Source organism: Peribacillus sp. P4_B1 (genome assembly GCF_056402395.1).
Window position 1 is genome coordinate 24,454 of the sequence record NZ_JBFUHM010000033.1, and the last position, 21,155, is coordinate 45,608.

A 21,155-nucleotide genomic window follows, 5' to 3' on the forward strand; every position below is an offset into this window, starting at 1 on the left:
CCATCTCAATTTACGCTAGGTTTTTTTCATTTGTCGTCTTTAGATGTTTTTCTTCCTATTAATATAGGTAGTTCATAATCTATTAAAGAAAAGGTTTATAAAGGGATATTTCCATGCCTTTTCTTAGGTAATGCTTTCTTCTTGTTTTTTAGCATTTCCAATGCACTAGCGATACTTTTTCTTGTATCCCTCGGGTCAATTACATCATCAACAATGCCATTAGCTGATGCGACGTAAGGATTGGCAAACCGTTCGCGGTATTCGTTGATTTTTTCTTGCCTAAAGGCCTCCGGATCTGTACTTTCATTAATCTCTTTTGCAAAAATGATATTGGCAGCCCCGGATGGTCCCATAACCGCAATTTCCGCATTAGGCCAAGCAAATACTAAGTCTGCCCCGGTTGCTTTACTGTTTAGGGCAACGTAAGCCCCACCATATGCTTTTCGAAGAATCACTGTAATTTTGGGAACCAAAGCTTCCGAATAGGCATATAAAATTTTCGCCCCATGCCGGATAATCCCGCCATGCTCTTGTTGAATTCCTGGGATAAAGCCACTCACGTCTTCAAATGTAATTAATGGAATCTTAAAGCAATCACAGAATCGGATGAAGCGAGCACATTTGTCAGATGAATCAATATCAAGACCACCAGCCATCATCTTCGGATTATTTGCGATTATACCGACTGTATCGCCGTTTATACGGCCAAAGCCAACGACAATGTTTTTAGCGAATTTAGGCTGGACTTCCATGAAATCTTGATCATCAACAATTAAATGAATCACCTTACGCACATCATAAACCTTCGTTCCATCAATCGGGACAACATCAAGAAGTTCATCGATTCTTTCATCTAAAGGAACTTTATTTACTGGCTCTTTGTAAGGTGGATTTTCTTCATAGTTTGATGGCAAGTAGCCAATTAATCTCCTGACTTCGTTTAATACGTCTTCTTCCGTTGGTCCAGTAAAATGGGCATTTCCACTTATTGTGGAATGAACGGACGCACCACCTAAATCCTCACTATTAATCTTTGCTCCCGTTACCGACTCAATTACCTTTGGACCTGTAATAAACATTTGACTAGTTTTTTCTACCATGAAAACGAAATCTGTAATCGCAGGAGAATAAACAGCCCCCCCGGCACAAGGTCCCATAATCACGGAAATTTGTGGAATTACTCCTGAATAAATGGAGTTTCGATAGAAAATGTGTCCATATCCATCTAGTGATAAAACACCTTCTTGAATTCTTGCTCCACCTGAGTCATTTAACCCGATTATAGGTGCTCCATTTTCTGCAGCTAAATCCATGATTTTGGTAATCTTTGTCGCATGCATTTCGCCAAGGGCTCCGCCGAAAACAGTAAAATCTTGAGCAAAAAGGAAAATAAGGCACCCATCGACCTTACCGTAACCTGTAACAACCCCTTCTCCTGGAGCCTCCCCAGATCCATATTCAAGGCCGCGATTTTCTATAAATGGGTTTATTTCAACGAATGTCCCTTCATCCACTAATAGTTCGATTCGCTCTCTAGCAGTAAGCTTCCCGCGGTCATGCTGGGCATCAATCCGTGCATAACCGCCCCCCAGCTTCACTTTTTCCCGTCGTTCTTCCATGATCTCGATTTTATCGAACATATCCATGCTGTGGTTCCTCTCCTATCAGTGTTTAAATTTTATTGTTTATGCTGTTTTTACGAGGAACAAGGGCTGGCCATATTCAACAACCTGACCATTTTCCACAAAGATTTCAACAATTTCACCACTAACTTCCGCTTCAAGCTCATTCATAAGCTTCATGGCTTCCACAATACATAACACTGTGTCTTCTTTTATTTGATCTCCCACTCTTACATAGGCATCAGAATCAGGTGATGGAGCCGTATAAAACGTTCCCACCATTGGGGAAGTAATTTTATGAATCGATGTGTCATCAGCAATTGTCGCCGCTGGTGCTTGTATTTCTTCCTGCTTTTGAACGGGTGCCGCTTCCACTTTCACAGGTGAGAAAGCAATATTTGCTGGGACTTGCGTTTCTTCGATAAGCGCTGATTGTCCGACATTCATTTGTTTACTAATCGTTATTTGGTGATCATTTTCACCTTTAATCGTTAATTCTCCAATTGAAGAACGGTCCACCGCTCGAATTAATTCTTTAATGTCATTCATTTTAAACATGAGGAAACACTCCTTCTACAATTTAATTTCTATCATTTTTTCTTTACTCATTTCCGATTTTTTAGGATCTATGAAATCTCCACACATAGGTTCAGTCCCGATTATCTGGCCATTCTAATCAATAATTTAAAAAATTGTTTTTCCAAATCCATTACCTCTTCTCTTCACTAAATGAACTAGTGCCACTGAATACTTCAAATCACCACTAGTTACTTAGTGGAAACCGTTAGATCATTCATCTCTAAAAATTTAGTGTTGAAATTACCAGCTATAAAATCCGGATGTTCTAATAAGCGAAGGTGGAAAGCGATTGTTGTATCAATTCCTTCAATGACGAACTCGCTTAAGGCTCGCTTCATCCTTGCAATTGCTTCTTCACGAGTTTTTCCATGTACGATTAATTTGGCAATCATCGAATCATAAAATGGTGAGATCGTATATTCTGGATAAACTGCGCTATCGACTCGGATTCCAAATCCACCCGGAGGTAGGTATAATCCAATTTTCCCAGGGGATGGCATAAATTTTTTATCAGGATTTTCTGCATTAATCCGGCATTCGATCGACCAACCATTGATATGAATATCTTCTTGTTTGACAGATAGCCTATGACCTGAGGCAACAAGTAATTGTTCTTTGATTAAGTCTACTCCTGTTATAAGTTCTGTAACTGGGTGTTCAACTTGAATACGAGTATTCATTTCCATAAAGTAAAAATTTTTATGTTTATCTAGTAAAAATTCAATGGTACCTGCCCCTGAATATTGTACTGCCTTCGCGGCTTTTAATGCCGCCTCTCCCATTTTCGTTCTTAGTTCTTCATCAAGTGCAGGGGATGGCGCTTCTTCAATTAGCTTTTGATGGCGTCTCTGGATTGAGCAATCACGTTCCCCTAAGTGCACGACATTGCCAAAGGAATCACCCATAATTTGGATTTCAATGTGTCGAGGCTCTTCAATGTACTTTTCTAAATAAACACCTGCATTACCAAAAGCTGTAGCTGCTTCTTGCTGCGCCATTGAAATCGCATTTTTTAACTCTTCCTCGCATTTAGCAACCCGCATTCCTTTTCCACCACCACCCGCAGTGGCTTTAACAATAACTGGATACCCGATACGTCTTGCTGTAAAAACAGCTTCATCAATATCTTCAATAATCCCATCCGTACCTGGGACAATTGGTACGCCAGCGTATTCCATCGTTTCTCTCGCTACCGCTTTCGCCCCCATCTTACTGATGGCCTCAGGTGATGGCCCAATAAAAATGATATCGTTTTCAATACATAAATTAGCAAATTCTGCACTTTCCGCTAAAAATCCATAGCCGGGATGGATAGCATCTGCATGTGAAATTTGAGCAACAATTAATAAATTGGTCATATTCAAGTAGCTCTTAGATGATAGGTGTGGTCCAATGCAATAGGCTTCATCTGCTAGACGTACATGCAAAGCTTCACGGTCTGCTTCAGAATATACAGCGACCGTAGATATCCCCATTTCCTTACACGCCCTAATCACACGGACAGCAATTTCTCCTCGATTAGCAATAAGAACCTTTTTAAACATATACGAATTCCTTTCCAAAAGCTTATTATTGTCTATCAATCACTCTATTGATAGGAGATCTTTATTGAGAAGAGATGCACTTATTAATCAGGAGTAATAACATGTTCTTATTTAAGAATTTACCAGTTTTTTTGAATTTCTTTCGCTAGAAGCGGAATCACCTCAAACAAATCCCCCCACAATACCGTAGTCCGCTACTTGAAAGATAGGTGTTTCGGAATCTTGTTAATCGCAACGACAACTTTAGAGTTAGACACCCCGACTAAATGCTGAATGGCCCCTGAAATTCCGCAGGCAATGGACAAATCAGGGTTTACGACTTTTCCCGCCTGTCCGATTTGAAGTGAATAATCTCAGTATTCAGCACCTAGCACATCCGCCAATTCCTGAAGCGGTTGTGTTCCATCCATTCGGTCAGCAACGAGCTATAAGATTGGATGTACAAATCACTTGATGGCAAAACGATTCAAAAGTACCAGAGAATTTCATGTCACCTTACTTTTTTTCGCCTGTATTTCACCCACAACAACGTTGTCAGCTTTTTTCTCTACTACTTTGCCAACAAACCTCCTTTTCTCTTGAAAGCCATAACCGCCAATGATTTGCAAAAAAGCGAGCGGAACAGGAATACCAGCTGACTCCAAGCTGTAGAAAATCATCCCCTATTGCAATCGCCAATTCTTTTATTTTTCCTTTTTCCACTGCCATGCGGTAAGGCTCTAACTCATGTCCAAGCATATCTTTCACGTTTGACAAACCCATTCGCTTCTTTTTAATAGATTACATTCCTGTTTTCGTTAATATTGATTTTTTTCTATGCTTTAAGCAGATTTCCGGCAATAACAAGACGCTGAATCTCTTGCGTCCCTTCATAGATTTGGGTGATTTTAGCATCTCTCATATATCGTTCTACCGGGTATTCCCTTGTGTAGCCATATCCGCCAAATACTTGAACAGCCTCTACCGCTACTTCCATGGCGGTGTCTCCAGCAAATAGTTTGGACATTGCAGATTGAAGTCCGTAAGGAATTCCTTGATCCTCACACCATGCTGCCTGATACGTCAATAAACGGGCAGCTTGAATTTTTGTGGCCATATCGGCTAATTTGAATTGAATAGCTTGAAGTGAGCTAATCGGTTTGCCAAATTGGACGCGATCCTTTGCAAATGTTACGGCATTATCAAATGCTCCTTGAGCGATTCCAACAGCTTGAGAAGCGATTCCGTTCCGACCGCCGTCGAGAGTCTTCATGGCAATCTGGAACCCTTCACCCACTTGGCCCAAAAGATTGTCCTTTGGAACCCGGCAATCCTCAAAAATGATCTCTGTCGTGGAGGAAGAGCGAATTCCCATCTTTTTTTCCTTCTTTCCTACAGAGAAGCCTGGGAAGCCCTTTTCCACAATAAACGCAGAAATGCCTTTATGCTTTAGTGCAGAGTTGGTCTGTGCGAAAACGATATAAGTGTCGGCATAGCCTCCGTTGGTGATAAAAATCTTCGATCCGTTCAAAACCCATTCATCTCCGTCAAAAACGGCTGTTGTTCTCATTCCACTGGCATCAGATCCGGATCCAGATTCCGTCAAGCAATACGCACCCATGTTTTTTCCTTCCGCCATGGCCCGCAAATATTTTTGCTTTTGATGTTCCGTTCCAAACTTGTAAATCGGCCATCCGGCTAACGATGTATGTGCGGAAAGTGTGGTCCCAATTGAAGCGTCCACCCGAGACAATTCCTCCACCACGATCACATAACTCAAATAATCGGCACCTGCACCTCCGTACTCTACCGGCCAAGGAATGCCACATAAACCAAGTTCCGCCATCTTTTGCCAAATATTGATATCAAAGTATTCCTCTTCATCACGTTGGGCTGCAGTAGGTTCACATTCGTTTAGAGCAAACTCACGTACCATTTTTTGCATCATTTGATGTTCCTTAGATAATAAAAAATTCATCATTAGTCCCCTTTTTTGATTTTGTTATTCCAAACAAGATATCTTCTGAAAAACTATGTAAGCTATTTGCCATTGTAAATCTATCAAGGTAATACTTTTAAATACTCCAACTCTTCCAAGGATAGGACCTTAATGGTATTTACACTTTTTGTTCGATAAGCTTTCGGGTATAGATAGTTACCCATTTCCTTGGCAACAATCCCACAGATTTAGCCATGAGTTTATTTTTAAGGCCTGGAATGATTACAGTTTTATTCTTCATTAACCCTTCAAATCCGCACTTGGCAACAGCTTGCGGCTCTATTAAGTTCTTAATGAAAATTTTTGTTCTTGTTGAAGCCAACCCTTGCGTGAGCGGCGTTTTGGTAGAAGGTGGACATAATACAGAAGCTTGAACTCCGGTTCCTTTAAGTTCTTCCGCAATTGCTTCCGTAAAGAATAAGACGTAAGATTTGCTGGCACCATACATCGACATCCGTGGAGTTGGCTGAAAGGCTGCTGTTGAAGCCACGTTTAAAATTTTACCTTGCTTTCGTTTCACCATGTCATCCGCAATAAGTTTAGTTAAATACGTGAGAGAGATCATGTTGAGCTGCAGGTATTCCATTTCTTTTTGAATATCCAATTCCGTCATCAACCCTAATCCGCCTGCTCCAGCATTATTAATCAAAATATCGATGTCGATTCCTTCGCTTTTCAAGTATCGATGTAAGCTCTCTACCGTTGTATGGCTGCTCAAATCGCCGGCAAAAGTATTCACTTGCACGCCATATTCCTTTTTTAAACTCTCGGCTTGTTGTTCCAACAACGCCGAATCTCTTGCAACTAATACCAAGTTATAATAATGCTCTGCAAAAACTTTTGTGAATTCATATCCGATCCCTTTTGTAGCACCAGTAATCAAAACCGTCTCTGCTGTCATTTATCATTATTCCTCCCAGCATTATTATCTATTAAGTTAGAATATTAAAAATTATTAAAATATTATTATGTTTATGATTATACTTATAAGTTTTAATTAAATAAAATTAAAAATATTAATATATAAATTATTACTACTAATATTAAAATGAAAAATCCCAGAAAAAAGAGAAGCCTCTTCGTCATGTGGACACCGGGCTTCTCCTTTTTTCATGAATCTAACTATCAAAATTTAGTCACATCAATAGGCTCAATTCCTTCAGCCGCACAATATTCATAGTATCTTTTCAGGAATGATTCCCAATTGTCTCTGGCAAGAATTTCTCCTTCTTCACCCAAATAGTCTAATGTTCCTTCTACAATATTGAAGGTGATAACATCTTCATCCCCTACAGCTGTCGGCGTATGTTTGGAGCCTGCAGGCTCATAAACCATGTCACCAGGTTTGGAGATCCAAGGCTCCTCGAGATATCTCCAAGTCCCTTGGACGGTATATACAATGACTGTTCCAGAATGGAAATGGGCAGGAAGCTGCATTTTCGCAGGAACACATAATAACGTAACCGTCTGTCCGGTCACAGGGTTGGCTTTAAGCAACTTAAACTTCGCATCTCCAAAATATGGAATCCAAGGCAATTCATCTACACTAACATTACCTGCATGAAATACTTCTACTTTTTTTACATCTTTTAAATCACTCATTTAAAATCCCCTCTTCCAATAAATATTTATTTAATTCGCATATTGTTATCGCTTTCATCAGCAAGCAAATTAACTAGTTCGAATTTATTAATTCAGTATATTCGTGATTTTTAGTTAAGTAAAATTGGTATTTTTTAATTGTAGTTAAGTATGATTAATTTACGCAACCACGTTATTTGGTTGAAATTTACTTAGCCCCAAGTCCACCATCAAGAGTCAAAATTTGTCCAGTACAATAATCAGATGCTGCTGAAGCAAAGTATAGGAGTGCACCTACCAAATCATTGTCACTGCCTAATCTTCTAACTGGAACTTGTGACGCAATGAAAGGGCCTGCTTTGTGTACTAGTGTTCCCGGTATTTCGGGGTTATTCATACCTGTAGTGAAAACTCCAGGAGCAATTGAATTTACATACACTCCATGTCGTCCCCACTTAACTGCCAGATCCTTCGTTAAAGTCATGACTGCACCCTTACTAGTTGTATATCCGACAGAATCTACAGCTTCTGGGTCAACTCCTTTAAAGCCGATACTAGAAGAAATGTTAATGATTTTACCGTATTCGTTATTAATCATATGTTTACCAACTGCCTGACACATCAAGAATGTTCCAGTCACATTTGTATCCATCATAGATTGCCATTGTTCTAAAGGCATATCCGTAGCAGGAGACTCAAAAACTGTTCCGCTGCCGTTGACTAAAATTCTGATTTCCCCAAAATGAGAAACCGCTTTCTCAACACCTTGAACGACAGATTCCCGATCTGTGACATCCAATGACAGGGCAAGTGCCTGTCTTCCTAACGCCTCGATTTCTTTTACAACTGCTTCGCAAACCTCTAAACGCCGTGAACATACAACAACGTTTGCTCCAGCTTCTGCCAATGCCAGTGCCATTACACGCCCTAACCCGCTGCCGCCTCCAGTAACGATTGCTGTCTTACCATTTAAATCAAACAATTGGTTCAATGACATTCTTGTTCTCCTCCTATTTTTTTAGAATATTCAAAGTTTTTAAAATACTATTGATATTGATTATACTAATAAATTATAATTAAATAAAATTAAAAATTTTAATCTGTAAGTAAGTATTACTAATATTTAAAGGCTCTTTTCGTAAAGATTGTTGTTTTTAAAACGAAACTATTTAAGGTTGATTGGAGCGGAAGTGCGAGACTCCTGCGGGAGCAGCGGGACAGGTGAGACCCCACAGGCGTTTACGCCGAGGGGGCTCACCGCCCGCACCAAGGAAAGCGAGCATCTGGAGGGGAAATCAACCACAACTCACTACCTGGTAAATAGCAATAAAGTATGTGAAAACAGCCTATTTAAAAAAGGAGAATAGTCATGAATATTGAACAATTACTTTATATCGTAGAAGTCGCAAAATACAGTTCTCTGTCTGTCGCAGCACAGAATCTACATGTGACTCAATCCAACATCAGCCAGTCCATAACCAACTTGGAAAAGGAGCTGGGGATTAAAGTTCTTAAACGGTCACGGGGACAAGGCGCTGTTCCAACCGATGAAGGAAGAATCATTCTGAAACTCGCCTATGAAGTGCAAAAAAAGCTTGAGGAAATAAAAGTGACTGCTAACTTATTGAATTCCACGGAAGTGGGGGAACTAAAAATATCGTCATTACCCGGATTGATGACGTTCCTGGTAAAAGCGATAGCATCGTTTAGACATGATTATCCGTACGTAAATTTGGAGGTTGCCGATAAAAGTGGATCTGCTGTAATTGGAGATGTTCGACAGCATAAGACTGACATTGGACTGATTACGTATTCAAGAGATTTGAACATAAACATGGAAGGAATAGCTTTTGAAGCATTAATCGAAGGAAAGCAGAAAGTATATGTTTCTAAGCATTCTCCCTTAGCCATTCTTGGTACTATAACTCCGCATGATATACTTGATCAAACTCTCGTTACATATAAGGGTGAATTTATGGAGTATTTCGTACAAGATTTTTTTCATAAATATAAGCCCTTGAAAATCTTGTTTACTTCAAATAATATGGATGGAGTTCTCCAAGCCATAAATGAAAATTTGGCAATTACATTCGCTCCTGATTTCGTAATGAAAAACTACCCCCTTATCATTAATGGCGATATCGTTCCAATTGATTTGGTGTATCATCCAACTGTAAATATTTCTTTAGGATTAGTTCGATCAGAGAATAAACATTTGTCCACTTTTGCCAACAAATATATTCATTATTTAAAATCAGAAATTATTAAGAATTAAAAAAGAAAAAAAGAGAAGGTTCTTCGTCCAAAGGTGGACGAAAAGGCTTCTCTTATTACAAATTTATCTCTACCCTAACAGGAATTAGCAGTGTTATCTCTTTACCTTGTAATAGAAGCCTTTTGGCGATCCCCTTTTCCACATGTCAAATTGGCGCTGATCGTAACGGAAGCCTCCGTCTTTTCTATCACTTCATCTAGTGAAACACCTTCTTGCGTTTCCACAAGAATCATTCCCTCGGGAGTAAAGTCAAATACAGCCAAATCCGTAATCAGTCGATTTACAACCTTTTGACCTGTCAATGGAAGGGAACAGCTTTTTTTTGATCTTGGATTCATTGTACTTATTGGTGTGCTCCATTATGACCACAATTCTTTTGGCACCATGGACAAGATCCATCGCACCTCCCATCCCTTTGACCAATTTCCCCGGGATCATCCAATTTGCCAAATCACCTTGTTCGGAAACCTCCATGCCTCCCAAGATAGCCAGATCAATGTGTCCCCCACGAATCATAGCAAAGGACTCAGCACTGTCAAAGAAAGATCCACCGATTACCGCTGTAACCGTTTCTTTCCCTGCGTTAATAAGATCAGGATCTTCCATCCCTTCAACTGGATAAGGTCCGATGCCAAGCAACCCATTTTCGGATTACAATAATACATGTACTTCTTTCGGTATTTCGTTCGCAAGTAAAGAAGGCATTCCAATTCCTAGATTCACGTTCATCCCATTTTGAATCTCTTGAACCGCACGCTTAATGATTTTTGTCCTGGTACCTGTAAGTAATATTTATATAACACAAAATATAATCTTAAATATTGGCTGTGTTAAACTTGCCTGTTGATTTCCGCTTAAGGCACTTCGCTTTCCGCGTGCAGTCGTGTAGCCTCCTCGGTGCAGAGCGCCTGTGGGGTCTCACCTGACCTGCTACTTCCACATGAGCCTCGTGCCTTCCGCTTCAATCAACTTAGTTTAAAAATCAACAATTATGTTTAAACATCACCGAAAAAATAATAAGGACCTTCATAAAGAAGGCCCTTTTACAGTTCTAATCATTACGAAACTAATTAACTTACTTAATCCTCCACTTCAATATGATTATCAGCGTAGGTCTCGGATATCTTATCCTGACAACTCCAGCACTTACTGCGATTTCGCTCCATAATAGCTAATTCTTCATGACACAATACACAACAGTCCTTCTCAGAAACGGACTTTTCATTTTTACACATCGTTTATTTCCCTCCTTGATTCACCTATTAAATGATTTTTATACAATAACTTGTTCCTCAGGTTTTATCGTTGTTTGACTTTGGTTCGCGGGACGGACAATGGTCAAAAACAATAATCCGATTACGAACATAACCAAAGAAGTTACTTGGAAGCCATAACCATATCCAATTGCCTCAGTTCCTGCATACTGGATAAAATACCCGAATATGAGTGGAGCAATAATGCTTGTTGTACTTGATAGAGCAACATAGGCCCCTTGAGCCTTTCCAATGTTTTTGGGAGAAAAGAATTCCATTAATATGGCGGGTGCGAGTGAGAGAATAACAATCGCAAAACCCGGAGCAAGGATGAAGAATAGAATGGAGATTGCACTAGAATTAAAGGCATTTGCAAGAAATAAACAAATAGCGGATAGCACCATCGTAATCCCTGCAACATTTATTCGTGCTTTACGAATATCTCCTGTTTTGCGATAAAGCCGATCCGAAAACAGGGCAAATACAATTTGGCAAATGGCAGCAAAAAGAAAAGGTAAAGACACTGCAAGTTTCAACATTTTTCCATCAAAATGTTGAATTTCGGAAAAATATGCAGGAAACCATACCGCTTGAACGGACAATAACCAATAGGCACAACCTGCACACAAAACGATAAAAATAAAATTTTTAGATAAAAGATACGGAAGAAACTGACGCCAAGAAACATTAGAAGAAATTATTGAGTGCTTATCTTCTTGATCAAAAGCATACGAACCGATTTCTTTTGGGTTTTCTTTTCCAAGAATCATCCATAAAACTAGCACCATTAGTCCAACAATCCCCATTGCTATAAAAGCAGATCTCCATCCATATCCGTTGATCAAGGAGATTAATAATGGCGAAGCAATCGCAGGCCCGATTGTTGCTCCAAAGAGAACAGCGCCAAAGCCTATACCATGTCTATGTTTAGGGAACCATTTTCCAATTATTGAAGTTGATATAGCAACGGCAGGACCTTCTCCTGCTCCCAAGACCATTCTTGTTATTACTAGTAGAGATAGACTTGAAACAAAAGGTGTGGTAAATTGAACAATCAACCATACAAACGAGATCCAAGTAAACATTTTTTTCGTATTTCTTGAATCGGCCATTCCCCCTAGAATGAAAGAGGAAAAGGTAAAGAACCAAAAGAACGAACTGCCAACAATTCCCCATTGTGAAGGACTTAAATGTAACTCTTTCATTAGAGGAACAGAAACTAAACCAATGATAACTTTATCAACCTGGTTGATCATCCCTGAGGCTACAAGAATTAATAATATGATCCAAGAATATTTAGGTGTTTTCAAATTAATAATCTCCCCTTCTATTCCGTTAACATGAATCAATTGGTGTTTTAAAAGTCTTTAAAGTTTTAAAAGTCTTTAAAGGTAAATCTTCCGTGTTTAAACTCGTCTAAACTCTTTATTTATTAAACCCCTTACCTCATTTTTTCTGCAATACCTCCAGCTGTATTTTCACGTACAGGAATACCACCGCGACCAGCTTTACCTGTTTTCTCATCAATGAACATCGCGAAGTCTGGCGCAATTTCCCGCCCATTTGGCATCGTGAGCCACAATCTTAATAAATGACGTTTGCGTTCGGGTTCTTCATAGTCTTCGTATACAGTACGGGAATGAAGAACAGTATAATTATTAACAAATTGCATATCACCCGGTTCCATCATCATATCAATATGCATGTTTTCATCATATAAGAGGGAATCTATTAAGTCATATGCTTCAGTTTCAACTTTTGACAAATATCTACCTGTTTTCGCTTGTGCTGATTCTACATATCCGCGGTTATATCTGCAGCTTAATTTATCTTCGTAATAACTAAAGACTGGTGATGAATAAACAGGAGATTCACCTGGTGTTTCCTCACCACGACGATCCAAGAATTATGGAAGATAGAGAATTCCAAGATACTCAGGGTATCTATCCAGAATTTCATTGTAAACTGCGATGGAACTTACGATACTACTGTAACCGCCAGATTTAGCTTTTCGAAGACTTAATAATCCGACTACGTCAGATCCATCTGGGTGAAAGGGCAGATGAGCATTCGTTTGGTAACCACGTACATTTGAATCATTAATGTCGAGACCTTGATCAACAACATGTCCTAATAGATCACCTTTTGCGTTTTGCGTGACCGGGATGCCCAGGTGGACTCCGAGACCCCAGTAAATAATGCTTGCTTCTTCATCTGTATACTTTTCAATTGGTAAGCCACGAATTAATAGAAAACCTCTCCCATTCTCCAGCTCGTCTATAAAGTAAGCTATTTCGTCAGAAAGATACGGAATTGGAAAGTCCTCCTTATTAAAATCAGGTGCCCTTAATCCTTTTTGTTTCACATAGAATAAAGCGCTTTCAAGATCTGCGATCGTTTTCTCTGACAAATAATAAATCCATGATTCATCTTTAGCTAAATCAATACCTTTCCAAGCTACTGGTCCTTGAATTTTTTCCTTTAAAATAGACGGCACTGAGAATCCTCCTTCGTTTTCTATTGCAATTTTAACTATAGTACCTAATGAAAAAGTTTGGGCTGTTTTCCTACTTTAAAAGCGACTGCCACTATCTTTCAAACCCTTATACAAACAATTATTGCTTAATAAATGATGTTCCTTGTCCCCCCTCCATGAAAGCGCTTTAAATAACTTCTGACTGTTATAATAGTTATCCAGTTCATTATATTCATAATTTTCAGTTAAATAAAATTAAAATTTTTAATTTACAAATAAACCTTACTAATAAACGGAAATAGAACACACTTGTACATGGCAATTTACAACACATATCATTATATTAATAAAACTTAAGTGCAATTTAAAATCTTTAATTTTATATAATTATTATTTATAGGTATAATCAAAGATAGAAATGATTGAATTTTCTAATAAACCGCTTTCAAGAGCAGAGTCTAATACAAGTTAATTGAAGCAGGAGGTTGAACTATGGACTTAAAATTATCTGGAAAAAAGGCACTTATCGTTGGGGGAAGCAGGGGGATTGGCAAAGCTATTGCCCGTCAGTTGGCTTTGGAAGGTGTGGATTGTACGATTTGTTCAAGAAACGAATCTTCATTAAAGAATGCAGCAGACGAATTGGCCAAAGAGACTAAGAGGAATATTTATCCAATAACGGCAGATACTAATGATCCGGACTCTATCCTAAATTTAGTTGAAAAATCAGCAGCAGAAATGGGAAGCATTGATATTTTAATCAACAGTGGGGCCCGAGTAGGAGGCCATGAACCAGAGGATTTTAACAGCATTAAAGATGAACTTATCTTGAAAGATTTCGAAGAAAAGTATATGGGCTATTTTCGTAGTGTCCGGGCTGTTGCTCCTTATATGATCCAAAATAATTGGGGACGTATTATCAATATAAGTGGTCTGGCAGCTAGAATTGGCGGCAATTATTTTAGTTCCGGTCCTCGTAATGCATCTGTTGTCCATATGACAAAATCCGCATCATTAGAATTAGGAAAGCACGGAATTACTGTCAATGCTGTTTATCCAGGGATTGTCGATACGGAAACGTTTAGAGGCCGTGTCACTAATGAGGAAGCTATACGCCAGGCAGCATCAATGAATGCCCTCGGCCGCTTGATTACATCAGAGGAAATTGCTTATGTCGTTACCTTCCTAGCCTCACCTTTGGCGGCATCGATAACTGGCGATGTCATTTCGGTAACCGGTGGAATTGGAAATACCGTTTATTACTAAATGCCTAGGGTTGCTATTGTTACTGTTTCGTTGATTATCAATAAATTCTATTTAAAAAATTAAATAGGTTATTTTAAAAAGCGAGCCTCACTACATTCTGAGGCTCGCTTCATTTAGAACATTTTCTTTCAATCTATCCCTATTGTATATTTTAAGGAACTCAAGAACTTCTCGATCCGAGAAACAGTCAATTCTATGTTCTTTGAGAAAATGGCCATTTGTACAAAAAATCCGTGGACCATCCCCGGTTCACATTCATATTCAACTTGAACACCAAAATCTTTTAGACGTTCGGCATAGGCCATTCCTTCATCCCGAAGTACATCATTTTCCGCTGTAATAACAATTGCTGGAGGGAGACCACTTAAATCTTGAGCGACTAAGGGGGAAGCATACTCATTACATCTGTCCTCATTATTCCTTAAATAATGATTACGGAACCAAATCAACTGCTCGCGGTCAAGTCCAAATCCTTTTGCAAAGGTTCGATGGGATTCCGCATTGAACTCAAGATTTGTCGCAGGATAGATTAAAACCTGTGCAGTGATGTTTGGACCTTTTTTGTTTCTCGCCATCATCGTAACTACAGTTGCTAGATTTCCACCTACGCTATCCCCACCAACTACCAATCGAGAAACCTCTCCGTTAAATGAAGTCCCTTTTTCAAAAACCCATTGCAATGCGGAATAGGCGTCTTCTACTGGAGTCGGAAACTTATACTCTGGAGAAAGACGATAGTTTACGGATACAACAATACTTTTCGTTCGATTCGCTATCATTCGGCAGCTTGCATCCGTTGATTCAATGTCTCCTAGAACCCATCCTCCACCATGGTAGTAAATAAATAGTGGGAAAGGACCTTTTCCTTCCGGTATATATACCCTGCATTTGATTGTTTCATCCTGGCTTACCGGAATCATGTAATCCTCAACTTTTGAAAGCGGTTCTAATTTTACAACAGGACGCGGTGCTTTAGAAAGCATCTCTCTTACTGACTTATGATTCATCGTATGAATAGGTGGCAGCTGATTAAATGCTTGTAAATATTTTTCTGCTTGCGGATCTAAATTTGCCAAAAAACATCCTCCTCACTTTAGGTTATTTTTAAATTACCCAGTCTATATGCGACGCCATTATTCCTGTCACGAAACTCTCACTTCAAAATAAAAATATAAAATGGTGATTTTATTCATCATTTTCGTTGAATAAAATCACCATTCAAGAATTATTAGTGATTATTATTACCACGGGTTTTTATCTAATTACAGGTGCTCCTCCTATATAAAACTCGAAATCTGGAGCAATTTTCCGGCCACTTGGCATCATGAGCCACAATCTTAATAAATGACGTTTGCGGTCATCTTCTTCATAATCTTCAAATAGTGTACGTGAATGAAAAACGGTATAATTATTAACGAATTGCATATCACCCGGTTCCATCATCATATCAATATGAAAGTTTTTATCAGCAGTAAGGGAATCTACAAAATTAAACGCTTCGATTTCCTCTTTTGACAAAGAGATACCTGTCTTTGTTTGTGCTGATTCGACATATTGCCGCATATATCTGCAGCTTAATTTACCATCGTAATAGCTAAAGATCGGTGATGGAACTACTGGAGATTGACCAGGTGCTTCTTCCCCACGAAGATCATGAGCGAATGGACGGTAGAGAATTTCAAGGTACTCAGGGTGATTATCCAGAATTTCATTATAGATAGACATCGCACTAGCGATACTGCTTAAACCGCCAGATTTCGCTTTACGAAGACATAGTAATCCGACAACATCAGCAAGATCTGTGTGATAGTCAAGACGTACATTCGTTTGGTAACCTCTTACTGCTGTATTATCATTAAAGTCTTTACCCATGTTTTTGATATGCCCTAAGAGGTCGCCCTTTTTTCCTTGGATGATCGGTAGGCCCAAGTGAAGTCCAAGACCCCAGTAAATGATACTAGCTTCATCGTCAGTATATTGATCCATTGGTAACCCACGAATCAATAGAAATCCTCTCCCATTCTCCAGCTCTTCAACAAAATAAGCAATTTCATCAGCGAGATCAGGAATCGGGAAATCCTCCTTGTTAAAATTGGGTGCCTTTACCCCTTTTTGTTGAACATGTAATACAGCCTTGTCAAGAGCTGCAAGGGTTGTCTCAGACAAATAATAAATCCATGAATCATCTTTTTCCAGTTCGATACCTTTCCACGCTGAACGCCCCTGAATTTTTTCCTTTAAAATAACAGACATACATATTCCTCCTTTATATTTGTTGTATCATCTCAATTGATTGAATATTCGGAAATTACTATATATGGTATCCTTATAATTAAAAATGAAATTATTATTTTTAACTTATCTTTAAAAATGAAATTATTATTTTTAACTTATAATTAAGTTAGATCAATATAATCTTACTAAGAATCTTTCAATCTACGTTTATATCTCTTAAATTCTCAATTTCTCATCTGTTTCAATTATTGTGTGGCTTTCCTTTGCGGGACGTACACCGATCCAAAACAATAATCCAATAATGAGCATCCCTAAAGAAGAGGCTTGAAATGCGTATCCGTATCCGATAGCTTCATTCTCAGAATTTTGAATAAGATAGCCAAATACGAGTGGAGCAATAACGCTTGTAATACTCGCAAGTGCAATGAACGTCCCTTGTGCCTTTCCAATATTTTGGGGAGAAAAAAACTCCATCAAGATTGCGGGTGCGAGTGAAAGAATGACATACGCAAAACCCGGAGCAAGGGTGAAGAACAATATGGACATCACCGTGGAATTCGCGGCATTTGCTAGGTATAAGCATAGAGCGGATAACATCATCGTTATACCGGCAAGATTTATTCGTGCTTTACGAATATCTCTGGTTTTACGATAGAGCCGATCTGATAGAATGGCAAATCCTAATTGGAAAAACGCTGCAAAAAGAAAAGGTAAAGACACGGCTAATTTTAATGTTTGACCATTAAAATGTTGAATTTTGGTAAAATAGGCTGGAAGCCATACTGCTTGTACGGACAATAACCAATAGGCACACCCCCCGCACAAAACGATCAGAATAAAGTTTTTAGATAATAGATGCGGAAAAAACTGACTCCAAGAAACTTTAGAGAGGCTGGATAATTGCTGCTCCTTTTGCTGTATCGACGGCCAGCCGATTTCTTGAGGACTTTCTTTACCGAAAATCATCCATAAAACCAGCACAATCAGTCCCAGAATGCCCATCGCTATAAATGCAGATCTCCATCCATAATGATCAATCAAGGAGATTAATAATGGCGAAGCGATTGCAGATCCCCCTGTCGTTCCTAATAGAACCGCACCAAAACCGATGCCATGCCTATGTTTCGGGAACCATTTCCCCATGATTGCCGTGGATAGAGCGGGGGCAGGACCTTCACCAGCTCCCAAAATCATTCTGGTTAACAAAAGCATAGACAAACTGCTAACGAAAGGGGTGAAAAATTGAACTATCAACCAAACCAACGACATCCAAGTTAACATTTTTTTCGTGTTTTTTGAATCGGCCATGCCGCCAAAAATAATGGAGGAGAAGGTAAAGAACCAAAAGAAAGAACTTCCTACAACTCCCCATTGCGATGGACTTAAATGTAACTCTTTCATTAAAGGAACGGAAACCAACCCAATAATTATTTTATCCACTTGGTTGATCATCCCGCTAAGAACTAGAAATAATAAGATAATCCAAGAATATTTTGGAGTGCTTGTCATGAAAATCTCCCCACGTTTTCCTATATAAGGAACACCTTTTTCTGAATTCCGAAAAGGTGTTCCCACTCGTTCTTACTAAACGTTTTATAAAAAATCACTTCAGGGTTTCTATAATACCGCCAGATGTTGTTTTACGTTGGGGTACGCCGCCGCGACCTGGTTTACCTGTATTCTCATCAATAAACATCGCGAATTCCGGGGAAATTTCCCGACCATTTGGCATCGTGAGCCACAATCTTAAAAGATGACGTTTGCGTTCTGGCTCTTCATAGTCTTCGTATTGAGTACGTGAGTGAAGAATCGTATAATTATTGACGAACTGCATATCACCTTCTTCCAACATCATGTTATAATGTAAATTCTCATCATGAAGTAGGGAGTCCAATAAGTCTAATGCTTCAATTTCCACTTTTGACAATTGTATGCCTGTTTTTGCTTGTGCTGATTCGATAAATAAACGGACATATCTACAGCTCAATTTACCATCATAATAATTAAAGATTGATGATGTAAATACTGGAGGTTCTCCCGGCGCTTCCTCTCCACGACGATCAAAGTAAAATGGACGACAGAGAACTCCTAGATATTCCGGATTCTTCTCCAGAATTTCATTGTAAACAGTCATCGAACTGATGATACTGCTGTAACCTCCAGATTTCCCTTTTCTTAGGCTTAATAAGCCAACAACATCAGATCCATCAGCATGAAATGGAAGATGCAGTTTCGTTTGGTAACCACGTACATTAGAATTTTCTAAGCTAAGACCTTGATCTTTGACGTGCCCTAAGAGTTCACCATTTGCGTTTTGCGATACCGGAATGCCCATGTGAAGTCCGAGACCCCAGTAAATGATGCTTGCTTCTTCATCAGTATATCTTTCAATAGGTAATCCACGAATTAATAGGAACCCTCTCCCATTCTCCAGCTCTTCAACAAAATAAACGATTTCTTCATATATATCAGGAATCGGAAAATCCTCTTTGTTAAAATCAGGTGCTTTTAAACCCTTTTGTTTAACATGAACTAAAGCATCCTCAAGCGAGGCAATCGTTTTTTCAGACAAATAATAAACCCATGAATCATCTTTAGCCAGGTCAGTGCCTTTCCACGCTACTTGCCCTTTAACTTTTTCTTTTAAAATGGTTGACATAATTAATCCCCCTTTAATAAGTGTTCATTTCAGTCAATTCTCTTAACTCTCTTCGTAAAATCTTCCCTGTTGAGTTCTTAGGCAACTCTTTAAAAAATTCTACTCGTTTAGGAAGCTTGTACTTCACCAGCTTATCGTGACAGAATTGAATAATGTCATTCATGGTGATCTGCTCATCCTTAACTACGACAAAAGCTTTAACACTTTCTCCGTATTCCCCATCTGGAACTCCGATTACGGCCGCCTCTATTACAGCAGGATGTTGATACAGGACTTCCTCCACTTCACGAGGATATACATTGTAGCCTCCAACAATAATAATGTCCTTCTTGCGGTCAACAATGTAGATGTATCCTTCTTCGTCCATTGTTGCGAAATCACCAGTGTAAAACCACCCGTCATTAAAAGCAGTTGAAGTAGCTTTCGGCATCCCAAAATATCCCTTCATTACATTTGGCCCTTGAACAACTAATTCTCCTACTTCTCTTCTTGGCAATTCTTTTCCAAACTCATCTACAACTTTGCTTTGGACAGCTGGAATATTCAAACCGATAGAACCTGGCTTGCGAGTCCCTTTTAATGGATTAATCGCGACGAGAGGAGCAGTTTCTGAAAGCCCATATCCTTCCAATAAAGGAACACTAAACTTGTTCTCAAAATTATGCAGCAGCTCTGCCGGAATCGAGGCACCTCCAGAGATACACAGGCGAATAGATTGGCAATCCTTTGCACTCGCTTCAGGCAATTGATAGATAAAACTGTACATCGTAGGTACTCCAGCAAACACGGTTGCCTTTTTTTCTCGAATGGTGGTGACCACGTCATGAGGGCTGAATTTAGGCTGGATCAGGACTGTTGCCCCACAAGCAATTGGCGCATTCAGACAAACTGTCATACAGAATACGTGGAACATTGGCAGAACAGCTACGACACGATCTTTATCATCGAGTTCTAGTAATTTTGAAATGGAGTCCGCATTTGAAACCAAGTTCCGATGCGTTAACATTGCACCCTTTGGTTTCCCGGTTGTTCCTGATGTGTATAGAATGACTGCAAGGTCTTCTTCATCAATGTAAGGGCTTCCATCTGCATTGAAGCCTGTGCCTGTTTCCATGAGATGCTCCCATGTCGATTCCTGATCCTCGGCTTCGGTATAAATCACAATCTTCAGATTTTCCAACTGCTTTTTTACTTCTGATAACTTCGGTTCTACAGAAACATGAGTAATGACCGCTTTGACTTGACTATTGTCTAATAAGTAGTTGATTTCCCCTTGGGTATACAAAGGATTGATAGGAACAACAAATGCACCTAGCCGTAAAATGCCGTAGTACGCAATGAGAAATTCAGGGCTATTTCCAAAAATTAGAGCCACTCCATCTCCCTTCCTGATTCCTTGTACATACAGACCGGCAGCCAATCGATCCACCTTCTGATTTAGTTCTTGATAAGTAACACTTTTATCTCTAAAGATATAAGCGATACTTTCCGGGAAGTTGCTTGCACTTCTTTTTAGATTTTCGTTTAAGTTATAACTCATTAAATGAATTCCACCCCTTTTCTCACATAGGAGGCTTTGAACGCCCACTATTTTGAATATTTAAAATATTATTACACTAAGTATACTTATAAATTATAATTAAATAAAATTAAAGATTTTAATTTATATATAAGTATTAATAATATT

General features: G+C 39.0%; 17 protein-coding genes and 3 pseudogenes. 3 read left to right on the top strand and 17 right to left on the bottom strand.

The window, feature by feature from the left end:
- Positions 1 to 95: 95 nt before the first annotated feature.
- The 9 genes and pseudogenes from AC1DVK_RS17895 to AC1DVK_RS17935 all read right to left on the bottom strand — a co-directional run bounded on the left by AC1DVK_RS17895 (position 96) and on the right by AC1DVK_RS17935 (position 8,301).
- Positions 96 to 1,646 (bottom strand): acyl-CoA carboxylase subunit beta, encoded by a 1,551-nt coding sequence (locus AC1DVK_RS17895; RefSeq protein WP_410863342.1) that lies wholly within the window; start codon positions 1,644 to 1,646, stop codon positions 96 to 98.
- Between the two features lie 39 nt (positions 1,647 to 1,685).
- On the bottom strand, positions 1,686 to 2,180 hold the full coding sequence (gene accB / locus AC1DVK_RS17900) for an acetyl-CoA carboxylase biotin carboxyl carrier protein (protein WP_410863340.1): 495 nt from the start codon (positions 2,178 to 2,180) through the stop codon (positions 1,686 to 1,688).
- A gap of 209 nt (positions 2,181 to 2,389) precedes the next feature.
- Positions 2,390 to 3,745: an acetyl-CoA carboxylase biotin carboxylase subunit gene (gene accC, locus AC1DVK_RS17905; RefSeq protein WP_284470971.1), complete on the bottom strand. Its 1,356-nt coding sequence runs from the start codon at positions 3,743 to 3,745 to the stop codon at positions 2,390 to 2,392.
- Between the two features lie 119 nt (positions 3,746 to 3,864).
- A pseudogene (locus AC1DVK_RS17910) lies at positions 3,865 to 4,152 on the bottom strand (electron transfer flavoprotein subunit alpha/FixB family protein); the annotation flags it as partial.
- A 127-nt stretch (positions 4,153 to 4,279) separates the two neighbouring features.
- Complete coding sequence (locus tag AC1DVK_RS17915) at positions 4,280 to 4,492, bottom strand: hypothetical protein (protein WP_477627052.1); 213 nt, start codon at positions 4,490 to 4,492, stop codon at positions 4,280 to 4,282.
- Positions 4,493 to 4,559: 67 nt separating this feature from the next.
- Positions 4,560 to 5,702, bottom strand: coding sequence for an acyl-CoA dehydrogenase (locus AC1DVK_RS17920; protein ID WP_410863337.1), 1,143 nt, complete (start codon positions 5,700 to 5,702; stop codon positions 4,560 to 4,562).
- A 139-nt stretch (positions 5,703 to 5,841) separates the two neighbouring features.
- Positions 5,842 to 6,624 carry an SDR family NAD(P)-dependent oxidoreductase gene (locus AC1DVK_RS17925; RefSeq protein WP_477627053.1) on the bottom strand — a complete coding sequence of 261 codons (783 nt, stop codon included), beginning with the start codon at positions 6,622 to 6,624 and terminating at the stop codon, positions 5,842 to 5,844.
- 224 nt (positions 6,625 to 6,848) lie between these two features.
- A complete protein-coding gene (locus tag AC1DVK_RS17930) occupies positions 6,849 to 7,325 on the bottom strand; it encodes a 2,4'-dihydroxyacetophenone dioxygenase family protein (protein WP_477627054.1) in 477 nt (158 codons plus the stop codon).
- A 187-nt stretch (positions 7,326 to 7,512) separates the two neighbouring features.
- On the bottom strand, positions 7,513 to 8,301 hold the full coding sequence (locus AC1DVK_RS17935) for an SDR family NAD(P)-dependent oxidoreductase (protein ID WP_061462906.1): 789 nt from the start codon (positions 8,299 to 8,301) through the stop codon (positions 7,513 to 7,515).
- A 151-nt stretch (positions 8,302 to 8,452) separates the two neighbouring features.
- Here AC1DVK_RS17935 and AC1DVK_RS17940 point away from each other — a divergent pair, with 151 nt between their 5' ends.
- Entirely contained in the window at positions 8,453 to 8,671 is a 219-nt protein-coding gene (locus AC1DVK_RS17940) for a hypothetical protein (RefSeq protein ID WP_477627055.1), read from the top strand.
- Between the two features lie 2 nt (positions 8,672 to 8,673).
- A complete protein-coding gene (locus AC1DVK_RS17945) occupies positions 8,674 to 9,579 on the top strand; it encodes a LysR family transcriptional regulator (protein ID WP_061462905.1) in 906 nt (301 codons plus the stop codon).
- A gap of 101 nt (positions 9,580 to 9,680) precedes the next feature.
- On the opposite strand, the pseudogene AC1DVK_RS17950 reads toward AC1DVK_RS17945, so the two are convergent.
- The 3 genes and pseudogenes from AC1DVK_RS17950 to AC1DVK_RS17960 form a co-directional block, all read right to left on the bottom strand.
- Positions 9,681 to 10,308, bottom strand: a pseudogene (locus AC1DVK_RS17950) (3-oxoacid CoA-transferase subunit B).
- A 544-nt stretch (positions 10,309 to 10,852) separates the two neighbouring features.
- Entirely contained in the window at positions 10,853 to 12,142 is a 1,290-nt protein-coding gene (locus AC1DVK_RS17955) for an MFS transporter (protein WP_477627056.1), read from the bottom strand.
- A 131-nt stretch (positions 12,143 to 12,273) separates the two neighbouring features.
- Positions 12,274 to 13,329 (bottom strand): annotated as a pseudogene (locus AC1DVK_RS17960) (TauD/TfdA family dioxygenase).
- Between the two features lie 471 nt (positions 13,330 to 13,800).
- Here AC1DVK_RS17960 and AC1DVK_RS17965 point away from each other — a divergent pair.
- Positions 13,801 to 14,574 carry an SDR family NAD(P)-dependent oxidoreductase gene (locus tag AC1DVK_RS17965; RefSeq protein ID WP_061462902.1) on the top strand — a complete coding sequence of 258 codons (774 nt, stop codon included), beginning with the start codon at positions 13,801 to 13,803 and terminating at the stop codon, positions 14,572 to 14,574.
- 128 nt (positions 14,575 to 14,702) lie between these two features.
- Here the strand turns inward: AC1DVK_RS17965 and AC1DVK_RS17970 are convergent, their stop codons facing one another.
- From AC1DVK_RS17970 to AC1DVK_RS17990, 5 genes are all read right to left on the bottom strand, one after another.
- Positions 14,703 to 15,650, bottom strand: a complete 948-nt coding sequence (locus tag AC1DVK_RS17970; RefSeq protein WP_477627057.1) for an alpha/beta hydrolase — start codon at positions 15,648 to 15,650, stop codon at positions 14,703 to 14,705.
- Positions 15,651 to 15,828: 178 nt separating this feature from the next.
- The gene (locus AC1DVK_RS17975) at positions 15,829 to 16,827 is read right to left on the bottom strand and encodes a TauD/TfdA family dioxygenase (RefSeq protein WP_410863328.1); all 999 of its coding nucleotides are present in this window, start codon (positions 16,825 to 16,827) and stop codon (positions 15,829 to 15,831) included.
- 198 nt (positions 16,828 to 17,025) lie between these two features.
- Entirely contained in the window at positions 17,026 to 18,318 is a 1,293-nt protein-coding gene (locus AC1DVK_RS17980; protein WP_477627058.1) for an MFS transporter, read from the bottom strand.
- A gap of 94 nt (positions 18,319 to 18,412) precedes the next feature.
- Complete coding sequence (locus AC1DVK_RS17985) at positions 18,413 to 19,468, bottom strand: TauD/TfdA family dioxygenase (RefSeq protein WP_410863325.1); 1,056 nt, start codon at positions 19,466 to 19,468, stop codon at positions 18,413 to 18,415.
- A 13-nt stretch (positions 19,469 to 19,481) separates the two neighbouring features.
- Positions 19,482 to 21,008, bottom strand: a complete 1,527-nt coding sequence (locus tag AC1DVK_RS17990) for a long-chain-fatty-acid--CoA ligase (protein ID WP_477627059.1) — start codon at positions 21,006 to 21,008, stop codon at positions 19,482 to 19,484.
- Positions 21,009 to 21,155: the final 147 nt, after the last annotated feature.

What these genes read in the sequence shown, in the direction of transcription:
- AC1DVK_RS17895 (WP_410863342.1), bottom strand. Translation starts at nt 1,646, where the DNA reads ATGGATATGTTCGATAAAATCGAGATCATGGAAGAACGACGGGAAAAA.
- accB (WP_410863340.1), bottom strand. Translation starts at nt 2,180, where the DNA reads ATGTTTAAAATGAATGACATTAAAGAATTAATTCGAGCGGTGGACCGT.
- accC (WP_284470971.1), bottom strand. Translation starts at nt 3,745, where the DNA reads ATGTTTAAAAAGGTTCTTATTGCTAATCGAGGAGAAATTGCTGTCCGT.
- AC1DVK_RS17920 (WP_410863337.1), bottom strand. Translation starts at nt 5,702, where the DNA reads ATGAATTTTTTATTATCTAAGGAACATCAAATGATGCAAAAAATGGTA.
- AC1DVK_RS17925 (WP_477627053.1), bottom strand. Translation starts at nt 6,624, where the DNA reads ATGACAGCAGAGACGGTTTTGATTACTGGTGCTACAAAAGGGATCGGA.
- AC1DVK_RS17930 (WP_477627054.1), bottom strand. Translation starts at nt 7,325, where the DNA reads ATGAGTGATTTAAAAGATGTAAAAAAAGTAGAAGTATTTCATGCAGGT.
- AC1DVK_RS17935 (WP_061462906.1), bottom strand. Translation starts at nt 8,301, where the DNA reads ATGTCATTGAACCAATTGTTTGATTTAAATGGTAAGACAGCAATCGTT.
- AC1DVK_RS17945 (WP_061462905.1), top strand. Translation starts at nt 8,674, where the DNA reads ATGAATATTGAACAATTACTTTATATCGTAGAAGTCGCAAAATACAGT.
- AC1DVK_RS17965 (WP_061462902.1), top strand. Translation starts at nt 13,801, where the DNA reads ATGGACTTAAAATTATCTGGAAAAAAGGCACTTATCGTTGGGGGAAGC.
- AC1DVK_RS17975 (WP_410863328.1), bottom strand. Translation starts at nt 16,827, where the DNA reads ATGTCTGTTATTTTAAAGGAAAAAATTCAGGGGCGTTCAGCGTGGAAA.
- AC1DVK_RS17980 (WP_477627058.1), bottom strand. Translation starts at nt 18,318, where the DNA reads ATGACAAGCACTCCAAAATATTCTTGGATTATCTTATTATTTCTAGTT.
- AC1DVK_RS17985 (WP_410863325.1), bottom strand. Translation starts at nt 19,468, where the DNA reads ATGTCAACCATTTTAAAAGAAAAAGTTAAAGGGCAAGTAGCGTGGAAA.
- AC1DVK_RS17990 (WP_477627059.1), bottom strand. Translation starts at nt 21,008, where the DNA reads ATGAGTTATAACTTAAACGAAAATCTAAAAAGAAGTGCAAGCAACTTC.